This is a genomic window from Paenibacillus ginsengarvi, assembly GCF_003626695.1.
In the GTDB taxonomy this organism is placed as follows: domain Bacteria; phylum Bacillota; class Bacilli; order Paenibacillales; family NBRC-103111; genus Paenibacillus_AB; species Paenibacillus_AB ginsengarvi.
In genome coordinates this window covers 363,804-386,316 of the sequence record NZ_RBAH01000001.1, presented here as the reverse complement: position 1 = coordinate 386,316, position 22,513 = coordinate 363,804, and the positions used below count along the sequence as shown (strand labels likewise).

30 protein-coding genes and 1 tRNA gene are annotated in these 22,513 nt (G+C 47.5%); 26 read left to right on the top strand and 5 right to left on the bottom strand.

Annotated features, from left to right (window positions below):
* Positions 1-4 precede the first annotated feature (4 nt).
* From D7M11_RS01970 to D7M11_RS01885, 19 genes are all read left to right on the top strand, one after another.
* Complete coding sequence (locus tag D7M11_RS01970; RefSeq protein ID WP_120745455.1) at positions 5-436, top strand: hypothetical protein; 432 nt, start codon at positions 5-7, stop codon at positions 434-436.
* Between the two features lie 19 nt (positions 437-455).
* On the top strand, positions 456-1,022 hold the full coding sequence (locus tag D7M11_RS01965) for a head-tail connector protein (RefSeq protein ID WP_120745454.1): 567 nt from the start codon (positions 456-458) through the stop codon (positions 1,020-1,022).
* Positions 1,019-1,390 carry a phage head closure protein gene (locus D7M11_RS01960; protein ID WP_120745453.1) on the top strand — a complete coding sequence of 124 codons (372 nt, stop codon included), beginning with the start codon at positions 1,019-1,021 and terminating at the stop codon, positions 1,388-1,390. Before D7M11_RS01965 ends, D7M11_RS01960 begins: the two co-directional genes overlap by 4 nt.
* Entirely contained in the window at positions 1,390-1,836 is a 447-nt protein-coding gene (locus D7M11_RS01955) for an HK97-gp10 family putative phage morphogenesis protein (RefSeq protein ID WP_120745452.1), read from the top strand. Before D7M11_RS01960 ends, D7M11_RS01955 begins: the two co-directional genes overlap by 1 nt.
* Positions 1,837-1,838: 2 nt before the next feature.
* Positions 1,839-2,240, top strand: a complete 402-nt coding sequence (gene gp17, locus D7M11_RS01950) for a tail completion protein gp17 (protein WP_120745451.1) — start codon at positions 1,839-1,841, stop codon at positions 2,238-2,240.
* Positions 2,241-2,246: 6 nt separating this feature from the next.
* Positions 2,247-2,963, top strand: a complete 717-nt coding sequence (locus tag D7M11_RS01945) for a phage tail tube protein (RefSeq protein ID WP_120745450.1) — start codon at positions 2,247-2,249, stop codon at positions 2,961-2,963.
* A gap of 71 nt (positions 2,964-3,034) precedes the next feature.
* Positions 3,035-3,415, top strand: a complete 381-nt coding sequence (locus D7M11_RS01940; protein ID WP_120745449.1) for a hypothetical protein — start codon at positions 3,035-3,037, stop codon at positions 3,413-3,415.
* Positions 3,416-3,453: 38 nt separating this feature from the next.
* Positions 3,454-3,696: a hypothetical protein gene (locus tag D7M11_RS36115; protein WP_147433380.1), complete on the top strand. Its 243-nt coding sequence runs from the start codon at positions 3,454-3,456 to the stop codon at positions 3,694-3,696.
* A 15-nt stretch (positions 3,697-3,711) separates the two neighbouring features.
* Positions 3,712-6,363: a hypothetical protein gene (locus D7M11_RS01935; RefSeq protein ID WP_120745448.1), complete on the top strand. Its 2,652-nt coding sequence runs from the start codon at positions 3,712-3,714 to the stop codon at positions 6,361-6,363.
* Positions 6,364-6,373: 10 nt separating this feature from the next.
* Positions 6,374-6,730, top strand: a complete 357-nt coding sequence (locus tag D7M11_RS01930) for a DUF6711 family protein (protein ID WP_120745447.1) — start codon at positions 6,374-6,376, stop codon at positions 6,728-6,730.
* Positions 6,731-6,734: 4 nt separating this feature from the next.
* Positions 6,735-8,540: a hypothetical protein gene (locus tag D7M11_RS01925; RefSeq protein ID WP_120745446.1), complete on the top strand. Its 1,806-nt coding sequence runs from the start codon at positions 6,735-6,737 to the stop codon at positions 8,538-8,540.
* A 40-nt stretch (positions 8,541-8,580) separates the two neighbouring features.
* The gene (locus D7M11_RS01920) at positions 8,581-9,174 is read left to right on the top strand and encodes a stalk domain-containing protein (protein WP_158606385.1); all 594 of its coding nucleotides are present in this window, start codon (positions 8,581-8,583) and stop codon (positions 9,172-9,174) included.
* A 52-nt stretch (positions 9,175-9,226) separates the two neighbouring features.
* The gene (locus tag D7M11_RS01915) at positions 9,227-9,427 is read left to right on the top strand and encodes a hypothetical protein (RefSeq protein WP_120745444.1); all 201 of its coding nucleotides are present in this window, start codon (positions 9,227-9,229) and stop codon (positions 9,425-9,427) included.
* Entirely contained in the window at positions 9,417-11,465 is a 2,049-nt protein-coding gene (locus D7M11_RS01910) for an SGNH/GDSL hydrolase family protein (RefSeq protein ID WP_120745443.1), read from the top strand. The genes D7M11_RS01915 and D7M11_RS01910 overlap by 11 nt, the downstream gene beginning before the upstream one ends.
* A 16-nt stretch (positions 11,466-11,481) precedes the next feature.
* Complete coding sequence (locus tag D7M11_RS01905) at positions 11,482-11,763, top strand: hypothetical protein (RefSeq protein ID WP_120745442.1); 282 nt, start codon at positions 11,482-11,484, stop codon at positions 11,761-11,763.
* 82 nt (positions 11,764-11,845) lie between these two features.
* Positions 11,846-13,618, top strand: coding sequence for a right-handed parallel beta-helix repeat-containing protein (locus D7M11_RS01900; RefSeq protein ID WP_158606384.1), 1,773 nt, complete (start codon positions 11,846-11,848; stop codon positions 13,616-13,618).
* Between the two features lie 49 nt (positions 13,619-13,667).
* Positions 13,668-13,904 (top strand): hemolysin XhlA family protein, encoded by a 237-nt coding sequence (locus tag D7M11_RS01895; RefSeq protein WP_120745440.1) that lies wholly within the window; start codon positions 13,668-13,670, stop codon positions 13,902-13,904.
* A gap of 17 nt (positions 13,905-13,921) precedes the next feature.
* Positions 13,922-14,122 (top strand): hypothetical protein, encoded by a 201-nt coding sequence (locus D7M11_RS01890; RefSeq protein ID WP_240040921.1) that lies wholly within the window; start codon positions 13,922-13,924, stop codon positions 14,120-14,122.
* Positions 14,106-14,864: a peptidoglycan recognition protein family protein gene (locus tag D7M11_RS01885; RefSeq protein ID WP_158606383.1), complete on the top strand. Its 759-nt coding sequence runs from the start codon at positions 14,106-14,108 to the stop codon at positions 14,862-14,864. The genes D7M11_RS01890 and D7M11_RS01885 overlap by 17 nt, the downstream gene beginning before the upstream one ends.
* 51 nt (positions 14,865-14,915) lie before the next feature.
* Here D7M11_RS01885 and D7M11_RS01880 read toward each other — a convergent pair whose 3' ends face one another.
* Entirely contained in the window at positions 14,916-15,125 is a 210-nt protein-coding gene (locus D7M11_RS01880; protein WP_205127015.1) for a hypothetical protein, read from the bottom strand.
* A gap of 191 nt (positions 15,126-15,316) precedes the next feature.
* Here D7M11_RS01880 and D7M11_RS01875 point away from each other — a divergent pair, with 191 nt between their 5' ends.
* Together D7M11_RS01875 and D7M11_RS37995 are read left to right on the top strand one after the other, a co-directional pair.
* Positions 15,317-15,934: a zinc ribbon domain-containing protein gene (locus D7M11_RS01875; protein ID WP_120745436.1), complete on the top strand. Its 618-nt coding sequence runs from the start codon at positions 15,317-15,319 to the stop codon at positions 15,932-15,934.
* Between the two features lie 211 nt (positions 15,935-16,145).
* Positions 16,146-16,403 carry a YolD-like family protein gene (locus D7M11_RS37995; protein WP_240040934.1) on the top strand — a complete coding sequence of 86 codons (258 nt, stop codon included), beginning with the start codon at positions 16,146-16,148 and terminating at the stop codon, positions 16,401-16,403.
* A 262-nt stretch (positions 16,404-16,665) separates the two neighbouring features.
* Here D7M11_RS37995 and D7M11_RS01865 read toward each other — a convergent pair whose 3' ends face one another.
* Positions 16,666-16,839 carry a helix-turn-helix domain-containing protein gene (locus D7M11_RS01865; RefSeq protein WP_240040920.1) on the bottom strand — a complete coding sequence of 58 codons (174 nt, stop codon included), beginning with the start codon at positions 16,837-16,839 and terminating at the stop codon, positions 16,666-16,668.
* Between the two features lie 451 nt (positions 16,840-17,290).
* Positions 17,291-17,363 (bottom strand) — tRNA-Val (locus tag D7M11_RS01860).
* Between the two features lie 364 nt (positions 17,364-17,727).
* On the opposite strand from D7M11_RS01860, the gene D7M11_RS01855 reads away from it, so the two are divergent.
* The 3 genes from D7M11_RS01855 to D7M11_RS01845 all read left to right on the top strand — a co-directional run bounded on the left by D7M11_RS01855 (position 17,728) and on the right by D7M11_RS01845 (position 20,771).
* Positions 17,728-18,021, top strand: a complete 294-nt coding sequence (locus tag D7M11_RS01855; protein WP_120745433.1) for a DUF1811 family protein — start codon at positions 17,728-17,730, stop codon at positions 18,019-18,021.
* Between the two features lie 146 nt (positions 18,022-18,167).
* Positions 18,168-19,367, top strand: a complete 1,200-nt coding sequence (locus D7M11_RS01850; protein ID WP_120745432.1) for an HD-GYP domain-containing protein — start codon at positions 18,168-18,170, stop codon at positions 19,365-19,367.
* A 189-nt stretch (positions 19,368-19,556) separates the two neighbouring features.
* Positions 19,557-20,771, top strand: a complete 1,215-nt coding sequence (locus D7M11_RS01845; protein WP_120745431.1) for a hypothetical protein — start codon at positions 19,557-19,559, stop codon at positions 20,769-20,771.
* Here the strand turns inward: D7M11_RS01845 and D7M11_RS01840 are convergent.
* Positions 20,764-21,066 (bottom strand): 4a-hydroxytetrahydrobiopterin dehydratase, encoded by a 303-nt coding sequence (locus tag D7M11_RS01840; RefSeq protein WP_120745430.1) that lies wholly within the window; start codon positions 21,064-21,066, stop codon positions 20,764-20,766. The two genes, D7M11_RS01845 and D7M11_RS01840, sit on opposite strands and share 8 nt — an antisense overlap.
* 115 nt (positions 21,067-21,181) lie before the next feature.
* Between D7M11_RS01840 and D7M11_RS01835 the strand changes: the two genes are divergently transcribed.
* Positions 21,182-21,481, top strand: a complete 300-nt coding sequence (locus D7M11_RS01835) for a hypothetical protein (RefSeq protein WP_120745429.1) — start codon at positions 21,182-21,184, stop codon at positions 21,479-21,481.
* 50 nt (positions 21,482-21,531) lie between these two features.
* Here D7M11_RS01835 and D7M11_RS01830 read toward each other — a convergent pair whose 3' ends face one another.
* A complete protein-coding gene (locus D7M11_RS01830; RefSeq protein WP_120745428.1) occupies positions 21,532-21,912 on the bottom strand; it encodes a cupredoxin domain-containing protein in 381 nt (126 codons plus the stop codon).
* A gap of 294 nt (positions 21,913-22,206) precedes the next feature.
* Between D7M11_RS01830 and D7M11_RS01825 the strand changes: the two genes are divergently transcribed.
* Entirely contained in the window at positions 22,207-22,485 is a 279-nt protein-coding gene (locus D7M11_RS01825; RefSeq protein WP_120745427.1) for a hypothetical protein, read from the top strand.
* Positions 22,486-22,513 lie beyond the last annotated feature (28 nt).

The following is a 22,513-nucleotide window of genomic DNA, read 5'->3' as shown; positions in this document are numbered from 1 at the left end:
ATGGGTGAACTTGAGCAATGGAATCAAGATCACGAAATGCGCAGCAAGTGCTGCCGATGGAACAACGGCCATAAATGGCGCGGTGTTGGATATGACCGGTTTTGAGGGTGTTTTATTCATCACTGCAATCGGTACTGCTAATGCCGGAAACATTTTGAAAGCACAAATTGGCGCGGCTGCTGATGGCAGCGATGCTGCGGACTTGGCTGGCACGAAAGTAGTCGCTACGGCGAACGGTCAAACGGTGTGGTTGGACGTATACCGCGCCGATCCAAACCAGAAATACATTCGACCGGTTGTCGTGCGCGGAGCATCTACGGTCGTCGGCGAAATCTACGCATTGCAGTATGAAAGCCGCAAACAAGTTGTGAACAACAATGTCGCCAATACGATAATCGGTAAACTCGTTGTCAGCCCGTATGAAGGCACGGCTTAATTCGGAAGGGTGAAGCAGTATGGCCGGCTTGAAAGTCATTACGCCTCCTCCGGTCGAGCCGGTCACGCTGGGGGAGGTAAAAACACAATTACGAATCGATGCAGACGATACGGATTACGATGACATCTTATCGCCATTGATCGTAGCGGCGCGAGAATGGTGTGAGGGCTACCAGAACCGGGCGTACATTACGCAAACGTTGGAACTGGCGCTGGATGAATGGCCATGTAAGGGTGTAATCAATCTTCCGCGTCCAGAATTGCAATCCGTGACATCCCTTACTTATTTCAATGCAGACGGCGCCTCAGCCGTTTGGCCGAATGAGAACTACGTCGTGGACGATTACTCGTTCGTCGCCCGTTTGGTAAAAGCAAAGGGCGTACCCTGGCCTTCGGAGTGCCTTACTGCGGCTAATGGGATAAGGGTCCGTTATGTGGCTGGTTATGGCGATAGTGGGGATGATGTTCCGCAAAAGATCAAGCAGGCGATCATGCTACTTACAATCCATTGGTATGAAAACGGGATGTGCGACCCTCCTCCTGCGGTCAAGTCCTTACTCCAACTGGATCGGGTGATGTTGGCATGAGCTGCTACAACTGCGGAGACAAAAAGGACAACCTGACTGAAAGACTTAATAAGATGATTTCAATCCTACGACCACGCGTACCAGATGATCCGGCACCAGATGTGGACGAATACGGACAACCTATCGACAATCCAGTTATAGTTGTGCCGAAGTTATGGGCGGGAATCGAGCCGTTACAAGGCCGGGAATTGTACGCAGCAATGCGAGAAAACGCTGAAGTCACGACGCGTATTCCGATTCGCTGGCGTACTGGTGTGGATCGCACCATGTTCGTCAGATACAAGGAAATGGAGTTCGAAATCCTTTACATCATCCATCCGAAGTTCGATAAAAAGGAGCTTCATTTGATGTGTAAGGAGCGTCAATGATGGCTAAAAAATCCGGTATTGATGGTTTTGCTGATCTTGAGCGTACATTCAAGCAACTCGGGAAGGTTCCACAGACAGCGGCGACAAAATCGGCGAGGGCTGGCGCTTCAATTGCACAAAAATCTGCAAAAGCAAATGCGCCGGTCGATGAAGGGAATTTGAAACAAGGAATCATCATGAAACGCGAAAGACGGACAAAACAAGGCAAGGCCGTCTTCGACGTTATGATGGACCCGGCAAAGAATGATATATTCGTCAAAATCTCGAAGAGCGGTAAACGATCGTACTATCCAGCTTCGCAGGAGTACGGATTTTTGACCGTTGACGGGGGTTATGTGCCGGGGTATAGGTTCCTACGAAATTCGGTTACGGAAAATGCCGAAGCAATTCGAAAGAAGATTGTTGAAACAGCCGGAAAAGAAGTCGATAAGGCAATGAGGGGATGAACATGGATTTCGAAGCAGCCTTGACAATGGAACTTAAAACAATCGCAGCATTTGGGAGTCGTGTATATCCGCTCACAGCGCCTGAAGCGACGGCTAAAAACGGTGTGCCATACTTAATCTATAGGTCGTCTGATGGGCTGCGAACAAAAACGCTGGATGGGTACCAAAGCGGGAAAGCCGTAGAAGGTGAAATCAACGTTATTGCGGCTCGGTATGCTGACATGAAATCCCTGACATCTAAAGTCATTGACTTACTTGTTGGTATGGAGCAGCGAGCAATCGGCAATGACGGTCCATTCATTCAGGAGCTGACCTATAGACAACCGATTGAACTCTATGAAGAACAGCCGGACCTCTATAGGTGTCTGATAGATTTTGAAGTTTATTTCGATCAAGGAGGATGACGCGAAGTGACCAAAGCGGCAAAAAGGTCAGTTGGTACAAAAATCAAAATCGGCTTAAACGCGATTGGCGATCTGTCGTCGATTGGATCTCCGTCGATTACACAGGAAGAAATCGACGTGACTACGTTGGACAGCGAAGGCGGGTACCGCGAATTCATTGGCGGGTTTAAAGATGCCGGGGAAGTTGCACTTTCCGGCTTTTTCGTTCCGGGCGACTTGGGGCAAGCGGCGGTATACGCCGCATTGGAATCGGGGGATGTACAGGATTTTGAAATCATCTACCCAGCAGCTCTTGGGGCGACATGGACGTTCCCAGGAATCGTAACGGCGTATAACGTTACGACCGACCTTGAAGAGGCAATCGGGTTTGAAGCTACAATTCGGGTTGCAGGTAAGCCTACCCTGAACCTTTCCCCAAGTGCAGGCTTGTCTGCCCTGTCCCTTACAGGCACCGGGGGTACACTCTCCCCTTCCTTTACCACAGGAGGATATAGCTACACCTATGGCGGCGTAACGGCTGCGAGTGTGACAGTTACAGCGACAGCAGCGAATCATTCTCTTAAGCTTTATGTCGACGGAGCCTTCAGGCAAAATCTTACCTCGGGTACAGCGTCTACGGCTCTTCCGTTGACGACAACGGCTGCCAAAAAGCTGACGATCATCGCCCAGGAAGAAGGAAAGTCCTCAGTAGTGTACGAAGTTGTTGTCGTCAAAACAAGCTGATAATCTCATTTCCTAAAAGGCTCGGGGCATACGCTTCGAGCCTATTTCCCATGCGAAAGGAATAAAACGACATGAACAATGATGTAGTTATTCTCCAATTGGATCGACTGCGCCAAATTAAGTTCACTAATACTGCAATGAAGACGCTTGTCAAATTAACCGGTAAACCCATTGATGAAATCGGAAGCGAGTTAATCCCGGATAACTTTGAGATTATGGAACAGGCATTTTTTTGTGGCCTATTATTCGATGCTAAAGAGAATGGCGAGACACTTACCATGGAAAAAGCGGTAGATTTGTTCGACACAGCCCCCGTATATTTCGATGTCTTAAAGGCGATCTTTGAGGCTTGGAATATCGCTTGCGGTGGAAGTTCGAAAGAGGGAAACCAACAGCCGGCCAAACAGCCGGCGAAAAAAGAAAGTTCGACTGGGAAGAAAGTCTCCGAGTAGCCCTTCGCTGCGGAATTTCAATTCGTGAGTACGGTGACATGACTCCACGCGAACTAACTCTTCATGTCGAGGCATACAACGAACGGAGACAAATTGAACGTGAAGATATCATAAGACAAGCATATTATACGGCGGCATGGCAGAGGGGTAAAAAGATGCCGAAATTGGAAAAGGTGCTTGAAAGCATCCGGCCAAAGCAGGAGCAACGTCCGCAAACCCCTGAAGAAATGCTTGCCGTAGCAATGCGCTTGCATTCAGAGAATGGCGGGGAAATCGTATGAAAGGAGGTATGACCTGTGGGTGTAGTTAAGAACTTAATGATCCGTATTGGTGCCGACTTTTCCGATGCGAAGAAGGGAATGCAGGGGGCTACTGCCGAACTCGAAAAGTTCAAGCGCTCGACAACTCGCACGACGGCTGCAATAAGCGGTAAAAGCGGGATTGGCGGCATCACTTCGGAGTTCAAAAGCTTCAGCTCATCCCTTGCATCTTCTTTTTCCCGCATTCGCGGCGCTAAGGGGCTCGGCGGTGTAGTATCTGAGCTAAAGGGCCTTGGATCGTCAATGCGTGGCGCATCTGTTGGTATCAAAGGTCTAAGTGGGGAAGCGCTAGGGGCTGCAAGATCATTTGGAGTTGCCGGGGTAGCCGTAGGAGCATTTACTGCTGTAGTTGGTGTAGCTACTGTCGGACTTTATAAAGCATCACAAACAGCAGTCAAATTCGAAGCCGACATTGGACGTTTGAACAAGCAGCTGCAAGGCGGCTCGCGTGATTTTATGCAATGGGCTAGGGGTATGGGCCTAGCAAAATCAACTGCGGCAGAATTGGGCGCAACATACTCTGTGCTGCTCTCCAGCTTTATCAAGGACAACACACAACTTAATGCGAGCACAAAGGATTTGGTCCAGGCTACTCGCGTTGTTGCTTCAAATACCAGCCGAAGCATCGAAGATGTACTTGAACGGATGCGCTCTGGTTTGCTCGGTAACACGGAAGCGATTGAAGACCTCGGCGTTTTCGTTAATGTCTCTATGATTGAGAGTACGAAAGCGTTCAAAAAGTTCGCAAACGGAAAAAGCTGGGACCAACTTGATTTTCGATTGCAGCAGCAAATCCGACTTGCAGCCATTCTTGAGCAAAGCTACGAGCGGTATGGAAGTACCCTCCAAAATAACGTAATGACCAAACAGGGGGCACTGACAGAACAGCTTAAAGACATTAAGCTCAATCTATCTCAAGCATTTTTACCTATTTGGGATGCCGTACTGCCTGCGCTGACTAAGTTGGCTACTGCTGTAGCTGGCATAACTGAAGATATTGCTAGGTTTATGTTTGCACTTCGCAAAATGGATTACGACGCAGCCACGAAAGGCTCAGATAAACAGACGGATGCGGTTAAGGATCAAGGAAATGCCTACGATGACCTCGGCAAGTCTGCAAAAAAGGCTCGTGGAGAGTTAGCTGCATTTGACCAACTCAACTTACTCGGAAAACCTGATGGAGGATCAGGCGGGGGAACTGGGGGCTCTGGTGGTTTGCCCGGTGGCAGCAATCCATCCAGCGGAAATCCTGGTGACGAGTTTAAATTCCCACAAATACCTCCATTCCTGAACAAGAAATACCGAATTGAATTTGATCCACCCCAACCTCCAGATGCTGGTGCCGGTGGCGTGGCAATTGCAGTCGACAATACAGTAAACGGCCTTGTCGCTGACACAAATAAAAAATTTTCTGGTATGTGGGATGGTCTTAAGGCACGGACGTTGCTTGGCGTGGGGGAACAACTCGCTGCATGGAACAACTTATCTGGTAGCCTCGCGGGTATGGTAGTGCCGAGCATGACGGCCGCAATCGTGCTTAATTGGAACGCGATGTGGGAAGGACTTAAAGGCGGAGCGGCAACAAACATACCTGTAATTGTAGCGGATTGGCAACGGATGTTATCCGATATGTTGAAAGATTTGGCATCGCATCGAATTAGCATCACCGCGGAATGGGGCCTTATCGGAGATGCTGTCCAATCAATAAAGAACCCACTCGCACTAATGAATGAAGCTTGGCATGGCGCCCTTGATTACATGCAAAGTCAGCTTAACGCTTATCAACCGTATATCAGTTGGGGCATCTATCTAATCTCTCAGTCACTATCGGATTTGCAGGTTAACATTGCAACAACGGCAAGTATTTGGGACCTCGCATGGTCGGATATGCTTGAATCATTGAAGTTGCGAGCACAGCCTATCCTGAGCTTAGTCGACGTTATTTCATCAGCATGGTCCACTATGACTGCAAAGCTTATGCAGCCCATCACGATGCCTAATATCAAGTTTCCCAAAATCGAGATGCCTAACCTTGACCTACCAAGTATTGATTTGTCACCAGCGTTTGGGGCTGTAAAAGATGCACTGACACCAAATAGCACATCAGAAAAGCCAGGAAGAAACTTACCTGGAATTGGGTATCTTTTGCAAGGATTAGATGCTATGAGCGGCGCAGTAGAAGATTCGGGGATAGGTGCATTATTGCGTGCCGTAGCCGTTCCTGGAGCCTCGTTTGGTGGTGTTGGTGCGGCTGCTGGCGGGGCGGCTGCAAAGGGCGGGGTATGGTTTGAAAAATTACGTGAGATGTTCCAAGGATTAGGCGCATCTGTACCGGCCTTTGCGACTGGAGCAGTTGTATACGGTCCTACGCTTGCGATGGTCGGTGATAATCATGGAGCTGCGACCGATCCTGAAATCATTGCTCCGTTGTCTGATTTGGAGAATATCATGGGCAATGGACAAGGAAACAACAGGGACGTTGTATCTGCCCTTCAACGAGTCGAACAAGCTGTGCGGGAATTGAAATACGTACAAGCCGTAATAAGCCAGCGTGAGGCAGGCGGAGCGGCAATCAGGGAAATACAAGACCACATACGGCGAACCGGACAAGCGCCGTTTAATGTGTAGGAGGGGCATTATGCTGCTGCAAATAAACGGCGTTGACATCGCCAAACCGAATGAATTTACTGTAACGACAATGGATCTAGATGATGCTGAATCCACGACGCGAACGGCAGACGGGACGCTCAATCGGGACCGTATTACGGTCAAGAGGCAAATCGAACTTGGATGGCCCACGCTACCGATGGCAACCATATCAACCCTATTACAAGCGATGGACGCACCATTTTTCCAGGTGTATTACCCCGATCCGATGGTCGGTGATTATGTGACAAAGACCATGTACGTAGGCAATCGACCGGCTCCAATGGCAATTGAAAAAAATGGAGTCATCTTCTGGGGCGGTCTCCGAGTAACCTTGACAGAGAGGTGATAGCGTGTATCCCGTATCACCGTTTTATGCTTATCTTTTAAAACGATATTCACGCGAGTTTGTTGTAAAAGCCAACATCGCAGGTATCGAGTACGACAATACTGTTATTGTTGATTTTGCAATAGATAACAGTTTAACTATGTCGAATGGCTTTGAAATCGGGACAGCCATTCCATCGAAATTAACGATAACACTCCGAACCCAAGACACGATTCCACCAAATGCAAAGGTGACCCCATATCTGGGACTTTCTTCTGAAACTCTGACATGGCTAGAGACTATCTATCCGTGGCAAGACATGGGATACCCTTGGTCTGGTGGGTTATCGGAGTGGCTGCCACTTGGAGAATTCTACGTCGATAAACGTGAGCAGGACAATAATGTATGGACATTCACCTGTTTCGATAAACTGGTTTTTTCAGACGTTGCTTATATATCATCATTGACTTATCCAACGACCTTACAAGCTGTATGGAATGAAATATGTACAAGTTTGTCATTTGCGTATGACGAAAGCGTGGTCATTGATCCAAGTTATACCGTCGAAGTGGGCCCGACAGGATATACAAAACATCAAATGCTGGCTTATATAGCCGGTGTCAACGGCGCATCTGTCTATGTATCGAAAGATGGAACAATCAAGTTCAAACGGTTCACTGTGGATGAGGAGCCTACTTTCGAATTCACAACGGGCGACTATATTCGAGTCAAACAAACGAACCCGGTCAAAACATATACTCGCGTCGTCGTTACCTATAATCCTGATGACGGATTAACCTATGAAGCAGGATCGGGTGACGAAAATCATACCCTCTACACAGTCAATCCGTTTGCTACGCAGGAAATTACAAACAATTTATTAGCTCAGTTTAATGGATTTACTTACCTGCCAATCAATATGGACGCTAGGGGATTTCCTCAGCTTGACCAAGGGGATGTCATTCAGTTCGCGCATAATGAAAGTAGCACATGGCTTGAAACGTTCACTGCTTGGGAGAATACGGAATCTCTTTGGAATGGGGAGGTATTCTATAAGACCATCATCCTGCATCAATCCTTCAGCTTTCGCGGAGGACTGCGGATGCGGATCGAAGCGCCGTCCATATCAGAACAGCAGAGTGAATTTGCAGTTGATGGGTCTCTGACAGCGCAGGTGAATAACTTAAATAAAGTTGCGGTTCGTGAGAACAGAAACTATTTCGGTGTTACAATTACCCGGACTGAAGGTATTATCGTTGAACGGGATGACCACGCGTCCAAGGTTGTTCTGAACAGTGACGAAATGACATTCTATCGTGGCACGGAAAAAGCAATATACTTCGATACTATCAATGGCGTCTATAAATTTAATGGAACACTAGAAGCTGCTGACGGGAATTTTAGTGGCACGATAACAGCAAGTACTATCATTGGCGGGGTTATTACAGGGGCTTTAATACAGACAGCAGAAGAAGGGATATATCCCAGAATGCAGTTTAGTTTATCGAACATCAAAGCCGAACAGAGCGCTACTAATTATGCTCTGTTTCAGCCTGATGCTTTCGGCAGTTCTCCAGGGTTTGAGTTTCATAACTCCTCATCCGAAGGATTTATCTACTTATTGGGATCGGCATTTGCATTGTACACGCCTTTAGGCTCAGCAGATATCCAGATTAGTTCTGGTAAAGACCTCTTCCTAAATGCCAGTAATACAATTCGTCTTAATGGAAACAATCTCTCGATAAATGGTTCATCTGGATTTACTGGCGCTTTTTTAGCAGGTTCTCAAGTTGTATCTGTATCAAAAGGTATTATTACATCCGTTATTTAATATGGTATAATTTGTTTCAAAAATGATGGGTGTGATAATTATGAAAAAAGTATTCATTGGTTTTCTGGTGGGAATAATTTCGGCTACGGCACTATCTGTTTATGCTGATGATGGTCTAGAAAAGATAGAGGCGTATTTGAGACCGTCACTCCCAATTACATTGGATGGCAAAAAGGTTACTCTTGAGAATCCTCCAGTAATGTATGATGGGTCCACGTATTTGCGCTTACGAGATATTGCCGCCTTGACTGGTCTGGAAGTGAATTGGAATGACACGACACAAACTGTTGAATTAGGTAAGAAAGGTGATTCCCAAATGGAAACAACATTGAATCCAAGTGAAGAATCGCAAAAAAGAGCTTTAAGGCTGTATGACTTGAGAAAGGAATCAGAAAAACTCACTGAACAAATATCATCTTTATACAAGTTGATCGAACCATATGAAGTCTTGATGGGTTCTCCGAAATTGAAGGAAAAGGACGATTTCTACGATAAAACAAAAAAAGAAAGAGATGTGTTGATAAAGAGAAGGGAAGAAATACAAGAAGAAGTTAATATTATATTAAAAGAATCGCAAGCTGAAGCAGATCAAGAAATGGAGCGTCTCCGTTCAGAATTAAATAAAGGCAATTAACAAAGAAGACACCTATACAGGTGTCTTTTTTATCTTTTACTGGAGGTGTGAAATGGCACATATCATTCCAAAGATCGTGGCGGAACTCGATCCTGCAAAGCCGGTTCCAGAAATATGCAGCATCATTAGCGCATTAACCCCATACCACCCAGGACAAGAAGAAGCAATCCTTGTTGGCATTCAAGAAGCGCTCGATAAGCGATTGCAAGCTATACGAAACACCAAGAAGGGAGCGGATAAAGTTGGCGAATAGATATGCGAATCTCGTTGGTTCCAAAAAGATAAGTGAGGACTTTGGAAATATCAATATTGGATTTGATCGAGTGCAACAAGATGTAGATCAGATCAAACAAGACGTAACAGGTTTGGATTTTCGAGTCGACAATATAGTGGGGCAAACGGGAGAAAGTAATACAGAAATTGTAGATGCAAGAATGCCATCGTCTGGATCGGCATACTCGACATTAAAAGATAGACTCGATAACGAACATAGCGATCTTACTGTGAGGGTAAACGACAATGCTAATAATGTAGTGAGCGACCTAGCCAAGCGATTACAAGCCGGTCAAGTTACAAAGATTAGGCTAATCGGCCATAGTATCGTTGCAGGTTTGGGTGCGATGGGGTCTTATGTGCCGCCCTCAAATCCGATCATATTCAATGACGGAGCCGGAACGATATACCGCGAATCGGACTATACGAGCCGGTGCTGGGCGAACTTCTTCCGCGAGTACATCGGCAGCAACTTCCCGTCCGTCAGCTTTACCAATGCTGGCATATCCGGCCAAACAGTCGCGTGGGGGCTTGCAAACGCTCAATACTGGATGAGCAATAACGAGGACGTTGTGTTTGTCATGCTATCCTCAAACGATCGTATGTCGTCTAGTCTGGCGCAGTACAAGTCCAACATGGAGCAGTTTTTGGCCTACGTCAACGCACGTTGCAAGACGATGATCGTACTGACAGAAAACCCTCCAACCGACGATTATGCCGAGGACGGAACGCTGCTTCGGAACTTCTCGACGGATGCAATTGACCGCGTACTCACGCAAATTTGCAACGAAAAAGGATATGCTCATGTATCCTTTTACCGCGAAATGGTCCAATATATGGCCGAAACGGATGATAAGCATTTAACCGAGTGGTATCGTAACGCCCATCCGAATGACGCAGGGTATTACCTCATGTGGAATATCTTGCAAACCAAGCTCGGGCTCGGAGATCGGTTCTACAAAATGCGGAAGCTCGCGAAGCGTAAGGTATATAACGCGATCATCGATGGGAACTTTCAAATTGCCCAAGCAAAGCCAATCATAGGCATGGAAGCGGTAAATCCGGCGTTCAATTCATATCCAGTATTCGATATGTGGAAGCTAACCGGTTTTGTCGGAAGTGGCGATTCGCTACCAACAATCAAGCACTCTCAGCGCCGGATAACAGACGCAGGTTCGGCCATCAATGCTATACCTGGGGCAAGGCGTACGTATTTTATCGAATGGGACGGACCGGGGTCCACGGCGAACAGTCAATACAACATCGTGCAGCGCATTGAAAACGGCGTTTCTCGATTAGCCGCACACTCTACACACCTCAATATGTCGTTTGGGTCGCGTTCGTCGGTGGTTGGTAAAAAGATTCAGATGACAATCGTTTATAACTATGGTACCGGAGGAAGTCCATCACCAACAGACTTTTTAACCGGTCAAGAATTTACGATAACGAGCACTTTCCAAGAGTACCCTGTATCGATCCCAAACATCGACATCAGGGGTAAAACGTTCGGAACCAACAATGATGACTATATAGAAGTTCAATGGAAATTGGCCGGAGGCTTCCAAAACTTTGTTGCCGCTGGTAACTTCGAGTTGGCATCCGCACGGTTCAACCCATTCGGCCCGACGCCTCCTTTGATTGATGAATCGTTCGATGATGCACTCCGGTCCTGCCAGCGATACTACGAGAAGAGTTTCCCGTACTTTACAGCAGTTGGACAAAACGTTGGGAATCCCGGATCGCTGACGTACATCAAAAACATTGCTGGTCAATATAACAGCGGTGTATACGTCCAATACAAAGTGAAAAAACGGCATGCATCAGCAGTTGTAACATTCTATAATCCAAACGCGACAAATGGGGCGTGGAGAAATACGAGCACAAGTACGGATTCAGGCGAAGCGTATGCTGCCTATGCGGGGGATAATGGATTTTTAGCGGTCAATCCAGGATTATCTTCAGAGACAGGTGCCGCAGATGTCTGTATCGTACATTGGACAGCGGATTGCAGATTGTAGGAGGTGGTTAAAGACAATGAACATTAGACTCATATCGAATGGTTTTCCGACTTTGCCTAATACCAAAAATTTTGTTTATAAAGTACAGACATGGGAAGAGAGAACATTCAAACGAGGTACAAAGTTAAAAAGTGACTGCGGAAACCTTGCAATTAGCCACGGAGTAAACCTTGTAAACACCATCGATGGCAAACAAGTAGTCGTAGATTGCATTACGTCAGTTATCGTAAATGAAGACGGGGTAACATTAATTGGAACATGTGAGGATGTCATCCTAGAGGCTGTATCAACACGATAAATGTTGATTTGGTGGTACGCTATAATACAGACAGTGTAAGCTCTGAGCCGATCAGGGCCTATTTTATTTAGGGGTGATGGGCGTGAGTAATTACAACGTCAAAAACTACACCGAACAAGGTGGAGAAAGAACGGTAATCGGCGGCGAATTGGACTTTGTCGGAGATGGAAAACTGCTACAGAATGGTGTTCCGGTTAGTTTCGGTGGGGTCGGTGGCGACACAGGATCAATTATAAATGTCAGAAGCTACGGCGCAAAAGGTGACGGGGTTACTGACGATACGGCAGCAATTCAAGCATCGATGAATGCGCTGGTATTAGGAGGGTCACTATTCTTCGAAAGAGGACAAACCTACCTTATATCCCGTGAATTGCGTCCAAAAGCGAATACTATTATCCAGGGCAATGGTGCAACGTTAAAGCGTATTAACGAGATCCGGACGACTACAACAACTGCGATACCTACCACAACAGGCGTGGCCTATACGTTTACTGTAGCGAGCATCGCTGGTTTTCGGGTCGGCCAATGTATCATGCTAATCAATGGTACCACGTACTCCAAAGATAATCTGGAGATAAAGTCGATTACCGGAAATAACATCACGGTTTACAACTCCCGTAGCGGAGAAAGCTTTCCAATCGGTACTGTTGTTCAGACGGCGTGTAAACTCATGGTGCTGACAAATGATTGTGTTGTCGAAAACTTGAAGATTGACGGAAATAAATCTAATCAGACGGTAGCATTATGGGACCATCATCAAGAAGTAGTAACAGCAGCTCGTTGTATCATTCGAGATTGTTACATCACAAATGTTCCTTCTGAAGCGATCATGGCGCAAGGATCGGATACGGTCATCGTCGGAAATTATATTGACGGCTGTGGAGGCAACGGCATCCATTACAGCGGCGCAACATATGCAGTATGCCGCGACAACCAAGTAATTAATACAAATCTTGCAGGCGGCGTGGTCGGACATGATGACGGTGCGATAATCCTGTCAAACTTGTGCGGCGATTTGGTCATCGACGGCAACTATATGTCGAATTGCAAGTCCGGTATCGGGTCGGTCGATTACGACGGAAACAGCGATTTAACGATCACGAATAACATCATCCGAAACGCTACCGTACAGGCCATGGATATTGAACGGGTAGCCCCGGACGGAGCGCCAAAAAACTTGATTATAACCGGTAATCGGGTATATAGTTCGGTCTACTTCGGCATCAATAACCGCTCGGCCGGGCTAACATTTGCGATTAAAAACGTTGTGGTCGGGAACAATTACTTTTTCGATACTCGAGTGCGTGTAATTAACTCCGACCATATCGTATTTTCCGGCAACGTCGTGGAGTACACGGCGAGCAACTGGGCCGTCGAGTTGACAGGATCGTCAAATATCGTCGTCAAGGGCAACCTGATTCAAGGCGGCACGTACGGCGTCTACTTGCAAGGTACAGACAGCAAAAGCATCACAATTGCCGAAAACAACATCGACGGCCAGAGCACAGGTGGCGTATTCGTCAATGATATTCCATTGGACACGATCACAATATCCGGTAATGCGATTACAAACGCAGGGACGGCACTAGCGGCATACGCGGCGATCACAGCAAAAGCTAAGTTGTTTATTACAGGCAATAACATCACGCTTTCGCAAGGCGCTTTCGGTATTGTAACGGCGAGCGACACCGTGATTACAAATAACAAGATCATAACGCCATCCGGAGCACCGAGCATTAGCGTAAGCGCAGGACAATCCAATACAGTTATGCAAGGTAACTTTTTTAACCGGGCAATCGCTAAACCGGGCGGCGACACAAACCCAGATGTAAATAATGTGGTAATTACAGCCTAGCCCCGATCGGGGTATTTTTATTGCCCAAAGGGGCGGATAGGGGTTAGTCATGGGAGAAGGGCAGGCTGTAGAACAAGAAATCCTTCAACGGCTTACGAGAGTTGAAACGAAACTCGATATGATGGCGAGCGCTCGCGACACAGCAAACGAGGCGTTACAGAGCACGCGGTCCGCCCATAAAAGGCTCGACAAAATCGAGGACAACCAAATGTGGCTTTGGCGGACAGTAATCGCGGCCCTGCTGGTTGGGGCCATTAATTTATTATGGAAGGGAATTGGTGCCTAATGGACTGGAAACGTAAATTGGGATCGCGTAAGTTTTGGGCGCTGACGGCCGGTGTGGCTACCAGCGTTCTTGTTTTGGCAGGAGCTGGCGAGGACACCGCAGTTAAAATTACTGGCGTCATAACTACGGTGGGCGCGGTCGTTGTGTACATTCTAGCCGAGGCGCATGTCGATGCTGCAAACAAAGGGAGCGAGGACGAGGATGACCCTGTGGCGTGAAGAACTGATCCCTATCAACGAATACAGCAGGCCGGGGACTCCTCTCCGGCTTGTTCGTAATATTGTCGTGCATTATACCGGCAATCCAGGAGCGACGGCCGCTAACCACGTCACGTATTTCGGCAAGTCGATGATTGATCAAAACATAAAGATCATGGCCGAAGCAAACAGGCTGCCAAGTCCGCAGAAAGAAGAACAACTTAAACTTGTCAGGTATGCATCCGCGCATCTATTTGTCGATCCGGGTGACGCCGTGTTAATCATCCCGCTTGATGAGATGGCCTACCATGCGTCCCAGGCTAACCCGTACAGCATCGGCATAGAGCTTTGTATTGAGAAAGATGGATCGTTCCATCCAGAGACTGTCCGGCGGGCTGTGGCTATCGTCGCGGAGCTGTGCAAGCGATACGGGCTCAACCCGCTGCGGGATGTGATCCGGCATTATGATGTAACCGGTAAAATTTGCCCTAAGCCGTATGTGGACGATCCGGCCGCGTGGGAGGCGTTTCGGCAAGCGGTTGATAGGGCGATGAGAGGGGAGGAGGACGAGGATATGAACGAACTGAAACTTACAACCGAAGGATGGGGAGCGCTCGCACAGTCGCTTCAGAAGGCATACGATAAAGGTTTGCTTGGCGATTACGTTTATGTGAAGAAGGCGTATTCGGGAACGCTGACACGGTCAGAGCTGGACGTCGCGAACAACTTGATTATCGTGAACGGCGCCGTGAAGACGAAGTAAAATGGAATCCCCCGTCTGGCCGTAGTGGCTGGATGGGGGATTTTTTTGCGGTTATTCTTCCTCAATAAAGGGAACTCCCAAATTTTCGGCAAGTTGCCTTGAAGCTTTTTCCGAGTGCAGCGGATACAGAATTCCTTTGTTGCTGGTGTGAAGGACAGCCATACTCGTTGGATCTCCAGGGATACTTTCAGATACCAATGTAATTTCCTCAGGAGATATCCAAACAAGATTTTGAAATTTATCTTCCAATGGTATCTTCATCGTGTTTGACATTTAGGCTCGCTCCCTATTCGATTTGGGATTGATACTTCACGGATATATTAGCATAATGTGCTATTAAGTCCAAACGGGCTAGCGGGGATGTTTTTGCGTTTTCGGAACTTTTGCGCCACTCATACGTAATACGTGCTAAAATGTGTAGGAACTATTTACCACGTATGGGGGGCTGCAGTTTGTTCAACAAAACCCAACGAAACTTTAAAAATGAAATGGAAAAGTTGCGAAAAGAAGCTGAATCAAAGGATATCTATATATGTCCATCGTGTAAAGCAAAGAATTCTGAGAGCCAGAAATATTGCATTAGCTGCGGTACATGGTTGTTAAGTTCTGCGTTCCCCGCTCAGAAAGTAATGAAGGAGAAAAAACGATCATCAAAATTCATCATTCCAATTATTGTTGTTGTGTTGGTCCTAATTGGGTCATCTCAGTACAGTAACTCCGCAAAATTCAACGAAATGTCTATCGAAGATCAGTATAAAGTTTCTCAACTTGTAGTGGAGCGCCCTATATTTAAAGGCCCTTCGGCGACTGCGGATTTTACTGCGTTAACGGATACGAATACGCCTTTGGAGGTAGCTGCTGTGTTTTACGATGGCAGTGGAAATCGACTAGGGAAGGCAACGTCGTTAATAGGATCGCAGTTAGTTAAAGGCCAGACAACGACATTAAGTTTTCAATTTGAAGGCGCTACTCCAAAACTCAGCAACCTGGCTAATGTACGGATTGAAGTAACCTCATTAACCCCATTGATGTTACTCGAGCGAGCAGCAAATAGAGCCATACCGAAATGACGACGGAAATCAAGTCCTGTCTAGTCTTCCAATGACTACAGGATTTTTTTATTTGCATTTCATAGCCTGTTCGCATAAAATGGGAACAAATGTTCCTGTCGAGGTGACTAATATGGCGAAGAAACTTGAGGGTAATGGTATCTTCGAATCATCACGTATGATGCTCCCGGAACACGTCAAAGCCTATGTACGATATAAGCATGAAACGGAGATGACACAGATCATGGCGAAACATAAGCAAAAACGGCCAACACGAGACGAGTTTGAATTGGAAGCACTGGGAGAACAACTGACAGAAGCAAAGAACGAAGACCGTGAAATTTCCCTGACCGTTTGGGGAGAGACTGATCCAGTTATCGGCAGAATTATAGTGATGGATGCGCGAACCAGACTTGTTCATGTTGAATGGTACGGTACGGTTACTAAGGTTCCATTCCTCGACATCATGAAAGTTAGTTCGGTGATGTAGTTTCCATTCATATAGCCCCTGCCAACATTCTCACTGGTGGGGGCTTTGAAGGAGTTGGAATGTATGTGACAATGTACAATTTTATTCCATAAAATACCGCTATCAAAAAAGGAATATTTATCCTACAATGTGAGCAAGGAATTGATAAATTTAACATTCGAAATTTTTGAGAAGGAGGATCGGCGTTAGAAAGCACATTATAAACGAGAGCAATTTGCTCCCAAAAAGCGAAGGAGGTGCGGATATTCCGCTACCTACTCCTCTATGATTCGATCCATTCGTACAAATCTTCCATACTACAACTGAGAATCTTTGCGGCAGTATATAAATCCTCAGGAAGCATGACACGTTCATTTCGGCAGAAATGGGATATGACACGTTTGGAACGTCCGGATCGTCGAGCATACTCAGCTTGTTTAATGCCAGCTCGATCCAATAAATCTTGGAGTAGGCACCTCCCTCGGGAGACTGCCAACTATTTTTCTCCTTCCACAGTCTGGTTAAAACAAATTATAACATGAAGGGCTGATGGTATAATACATGGGGCATTGTTATTATAAAGCAAAAGATGACCTACCTGAATGTAGAATTCAGAAAGGAGATATCATAATAATTGATGCAGATTCAATCCCAAGCATTGGGGATGTAGTTTTGATTGAAACAACATCAGTTGGTGAGGCCGCCTTGATGGTCTACGATGGTAGTGAAGATCAAGTGGTACAAGCTCGAGTAAGCGGGGTGCGAATACTCTTTTAGATGGCTTTGTATGTTAGCTACCAACAGTCACTGTTATACCGTTGGCAAAATGTTGGCAAGCCAATAAATGAACAACCATACTGATCGTTATAAAAAGGAAAAAACCCTTGATTATCAAGGGTTTTTCTGTATGATCTGTAGTGGGCTCGAACCACTGACCCCTACCCTGTCAAGATAGTGCTCTCCCAGCTGAGCTAACAGATCATGTCATCATTTCTACTTTTGTTTTTTGTGCTTCATCAGCGACAAGTAATATAATATCAGCTTCAATTGGACATGTCAACGATTTTATAAATATTTTTTTAAGAACAGAAAAAGCGCGGCCCTAGTAAGCCGATCGGAAACGGCTTGAAGGATTATGAACGGCTTTGTCGAAATATGAAGATAAACATACCATTAGGGGGAGTCTGTTTTCGGGATAAGTCCGGTATATAGGGCTCGTACAGGACGGTTCGCATTACTTTCTCATACTTTTTTCACGTTGTAGGGAATCGACAAGTTGTGATAATGTAAAATTGAGTCCGAAATTGGTTGAAACTACCCATTCGAATAGGAGCGGAGGAGGGAAATGAAACGTTTCGGAGAAATGTCGGCAGACGAGCTTCACGCCGAAATTCGAAAGCTGGAGGAACAGAAACGAAGAGCGGAATTTCCAAGCCAAGTGGAGATGCTTGAGCAAAAAATATGGATGGCCAAATCGTATGGATTGTCCGGCATGGCGTTCCAGCCGGGAACGTATGCGGTTGTCGGGCGCTCGGAGCCGTTTGTGCTGGACTATGTGAACGGAGTAATGGCATGGGGGCGAATGGGAGAGGAGAAAGAGGCCAGTTTTCCTATAGCAATGCTCGTACATACATCTTAGAATCGAAGTTCAAAAAAAATTTACAAGAAACGTGACGGAGTAGCAGGAATATTGTGGAAACTGTCGAAATGAATAGGTAGATCGCCATTCAGTACCTGTTGTCCGCAACGTTTCGGCTCCTTTCGCGCTGATAGAGGGGTAACCGAATGCATAAAGGATTACTCGATACTACGGTTATGAACCAGGAACAGCGGGCGATCAGATTGTTTTTGTTGCTGTTTTATGGTATCGGTTTCTCTTTCGACGCTTTTTATTTTTACGTATACCCGAAGTTTATTAGCCATTCTCGGGAAATTGGCGTGCCGTCCGGCGGACTAGGGGTTGGCATTTACATCGTCCAGCTCGCGTTGCTGGTCGTGGCGGTCTACTTGAGTCGGCAGCAGAAGCCGTCTTACATCAAGTACGTTTATTTGTACACCTATGTATTCGTTTCGGTCGTGAACGATCTCGTTGTTTACTTAAGCTCCGACATAGTTTATGATTCCAGCAATGTGGCGGAAGTGTTATTCGTCCTGTTCTCGCCAATCTTCCTGAACAAAAAATACTTCTGGACCGTGATTGGCCTTATCACGGCCAAATATGTGATCCTGCTGCTGGCGCTTCGTCAGCCCGGGCTTATATTGCCGTTAGCGCTATATCCGATCTTGTCTGCCATGTCGTACATTATGCTGAACCGGTTTTACGGATACGTTGGTGCGATCCGCGATTCCTACAGCGGGCAGATTGAAAGCATCGTGAAGGGGATTGTAGCTACGCTGGAGCTAAAGGACCCGTACACGCGGGGACATAGCGAACGGGTCGCCCATTTTTCGCTTTTGCTGGCGAAGCGGCTGAACCAATATACCGAAGAAGAGATGAAAGCTTATTACTACGCCTGCTTGCTGCACGATATAGGTAAGGTGAACATTCCCGATCATATATTGACCAAGCCCTCCACGCTATCGCAGCAGGAGTATGAGATCATCCAGACGCATCCCGTCGTCGGTGTCAATGCGATCAAGCATATAGACGGGCTGCAGGACAGCATATCGGTTGTGCTCCATCATCACGAACGGTGGGACGGTCGGGGATATCCGAGCGGTTTGAAGGGAGAACAGATCCCGTATCTGGCGCGGATAACCGCGGTGGCCGACGCCTTCGACGCGATGACCTCGAAGCGGTCGTATCGGGATGCCTTAACGGTTGACGAAGCGTACAAGCGAATCGTAGAGGGCCGCGGCACCCAGTTCGATCCGCAGGTTGTGCAACTGTTTATAGAGGTTTACCCGGAGTTCGTTCAATACGTGAAGGAAGAGCAGAAACGGTTGAACGACTATTCACAGTCTGATTCGCTAGTGAACGGGTAGCAGTTTACCACGCAAAGGGGGTGACCTAATTGAAAATCAGAAAGCTTGCAAAAGTGAAAACGACTTGCTGGTGGTGCGGAATTTGGTGGTAATAGTCAGGGATGCGGCCGTCAAGGCTGCATCCTTTTTCGTTAGCGGGACAGCATTCGCTTTACATTTTATGGATACGGCGAAAGGACGTGCGGATGCATGAAGGTGACGCCGCAAAGCATCGTGAAGCCGGTCGAGCTTACGGTTCGTCCGGATCGCCAAGGATTTATTGTGGAGGATGCGGCAACGCGGGACTATTACGAAATGTCCGGGCTTTGCGTCGAGGCGCTGGACCGGATGAAGGAAGGAATGCCGCTAGGGGCGATCGAAACGGAATTAAAGGCGAAGTATCCCGAGGAGGACGTGGATCTGCTCGATTTTGCAAAGCAACTGCTCGAGCTTCGCCTCATCGCCGAACTGGACGGTACGACGGTAGAAACGGCGGCGAACGAAACGAAACGTGAGGCGCGGGTACCCCGTACATCGGGCGGCTTCGGATGGATCCCTCCCCGAGCTGCCGCGGCGCTGTTTCACCCGGCTCTGAGGTTCGTCTACATACTGGCTATGCTCACAAATGTACTGCTGCTTGTCCTGAGGCCCGAGCTGTTTCCGCGGTACCGGGATGTTTTCCTGTTCGATTCGATGGTGATGAACAGTGTGGTATGGCTTGCGTTGTCTTTCGTGCTGTTAATGCTGCATGAGCTTGGACATATTGTAGCGGTCCGTTCGTTCGGTTTGCCTGCAAGGCTCGGTATCGGGCACCGGTTCGTCTTTGTTGTATTTGAGACGGAGATGAATGGTATCTGGAGTCTGGCGCCGAAGCAGCGAAACCGCGCTTTTTTGGCGGGCATGGGGGTGGATCAGCTGCTGCTGCTGCTCTGTCTAGTCGTGCAGACGACGCTTCCCGGCGATTCGGGGCTTATACCGATGGTGGCGGCTGTAGCCGTGCTGGACTTGTTTCTGAAGCTGGCTTTCCAATGCTGTTTTTTCATGAAAACGGATTTGTATTATGTGGCGGAAAACTGGACAGGCTGTTACAATTTGATGGAACGGAGTCGGGCGTGGCTTGGCCGCAAACGAGTCGGGCGAGGTGGCGGGCGGGCGGACGAGCCGCTAGCGGTGCGCGTATATGCATTCTTTTATGCAGCCGGTTATGTACTGAACATCGTCTTGATTTTGTTTTTTTTCGCGCCGCAGCTGGTCGTTTCGCTTATGACGGTATTGCCTTGGCTGGCGGTGCCGAGTGAAACCGCGCGGTTCTGGGATGCGGTCGTCTTCGCTCTTGAAATCATAGGGCTCGGATCGCTGTTGGTATACGCCTGGAGGAAAAGCCGGGCCGAAAGTGCTGCGGATCGGGGACGGAACTTCAGTTAGTTCCGCACATCGTCTGGAACAACCGGTCGCAGCGGTCGATCAGTTCGAAATCAAGGGCGGTAATGCCGCCTTCGCTCCAGGTAGTCACACTGATCGTAACGACCTTATATTCGATGGCGATCATCGGATGATGGTTCAGCGCTTCAGCCGTCATCGCCGTTTGCTGCACGAATTCGATGCCTTTCATGAACTGCTGGAATCTGTACTTTTTCACGAGCCATTTCGAATCTTTGCGAGTCCAGCCTTGCCGAACGTGCAGCAGCTCCTGAATTTGCTCATCCGTCAATTTCGTCATCGGGGGCACCTCGTTTTTTTGTCGTTAAATAACGTTCGACTTTGACACCGGACGGTCTCTTCGCGATACTTAGTTTATTATACACCATATCCATTCGAATGGGGGGGAACGTTTCATGTACAAGTTCGACGCAGGACGCATGTTCGAAGGCCGGCTGCAGCCGTATTCGCCGGTCGTGGAACGGCGGGATCCGTTTATCGACATATATATGAAATTAACGATAGCCGGCGTGGAGCTGCCGGACGATCTGAACGAGCCGGGAGCGCTTGTCATATGCCGGAACAATGGAGAGCCGATCGATTATGTCGTGCTGGACGAAGGTTGCGACTGCGAATACCGGTTTACCGAACTGGAGAAAGATCAGCTCAGAACGTATATTGCCGCCGAACGGCTCCATTCCAAAGCCAAGGGATAAAACACGAAAAAAGAGAGGGCTACAAGCCCTCTCTTTGCTGTTCCTGACTATTATTCAACGATCAATTTCGCTTTCATGTTTACGTGACCGGCGCCGCAAGGTACGGAGCAGACGATCTCGAACGTGCCCGCCTCGTTGAACGTAACTTCCTTGGACATATCTTTGCCGCCGAGCGTAATGCCAAGCTTGGCGATATCGATGCCGTGAGTGCCTTCTTTATTTTTCAAGACGACTTGCAGCGTTTCCCCTTTTTTCACTTTATACTCAGGTTGATCAAACTGAAAGTTGCTTGCAGTAATTTTCAGTTGAGGTTTTCCGCCTTCTGCGGCTGCTTCGTCTTCGCTTTTCTCCGGTTTTGCGCTTACAAGCAAAAACACAAGGCCAAGTGCGCAAGCTCCGAAGAACAAAACGGACATAATCCATTTGTACATCTGTGGTCCTCCTCGTTCGAAATGTCACTTCAACGATTATACGATATTTTGGATTTCAAATCCATTCGCCCATTTGACGTCTTTTTGACAAAACGTTGAACAAATCCGTACAAAATCAGTGTTGCCCATTGCATCCCTGGTCAAACAAGCGAGGTTTGGCGAAGGAGCGGGTAGTTCCCCCGCTACCTGCTTAGGCAAACATCCAATTTGCCGGGGCTGGGTGTTTACCCGTGTTCCGGATGGGTGTCTTCCCATAGACTGTTTGTAGATTGAAGGTTAGAGGGAGGTGTAATAATGGATTACTCGAATAAACCGGTTAATTCCATGGCACCAATGATGCATATGCCGATGTCGATGGCTGCCCCGAATATGGTTTCTCCGGCCATGACGGCGCCGGTAAACGTCCACGCACCGATGGAAAATATCGCCCCGGCTTTCGTTCCGCCGATGGCTATGCCTTATCACCACCATCATCATCACGCTCACTGCTGCAAACCGGTTGACAACTCTGCAGGCATAATACTGGTTTTGTTTATCCTGCTTGTTATTATTAGCCGCAGCTTTAAATTCTGATGCCAGGCGGGATGCCGCATCGGAAAAC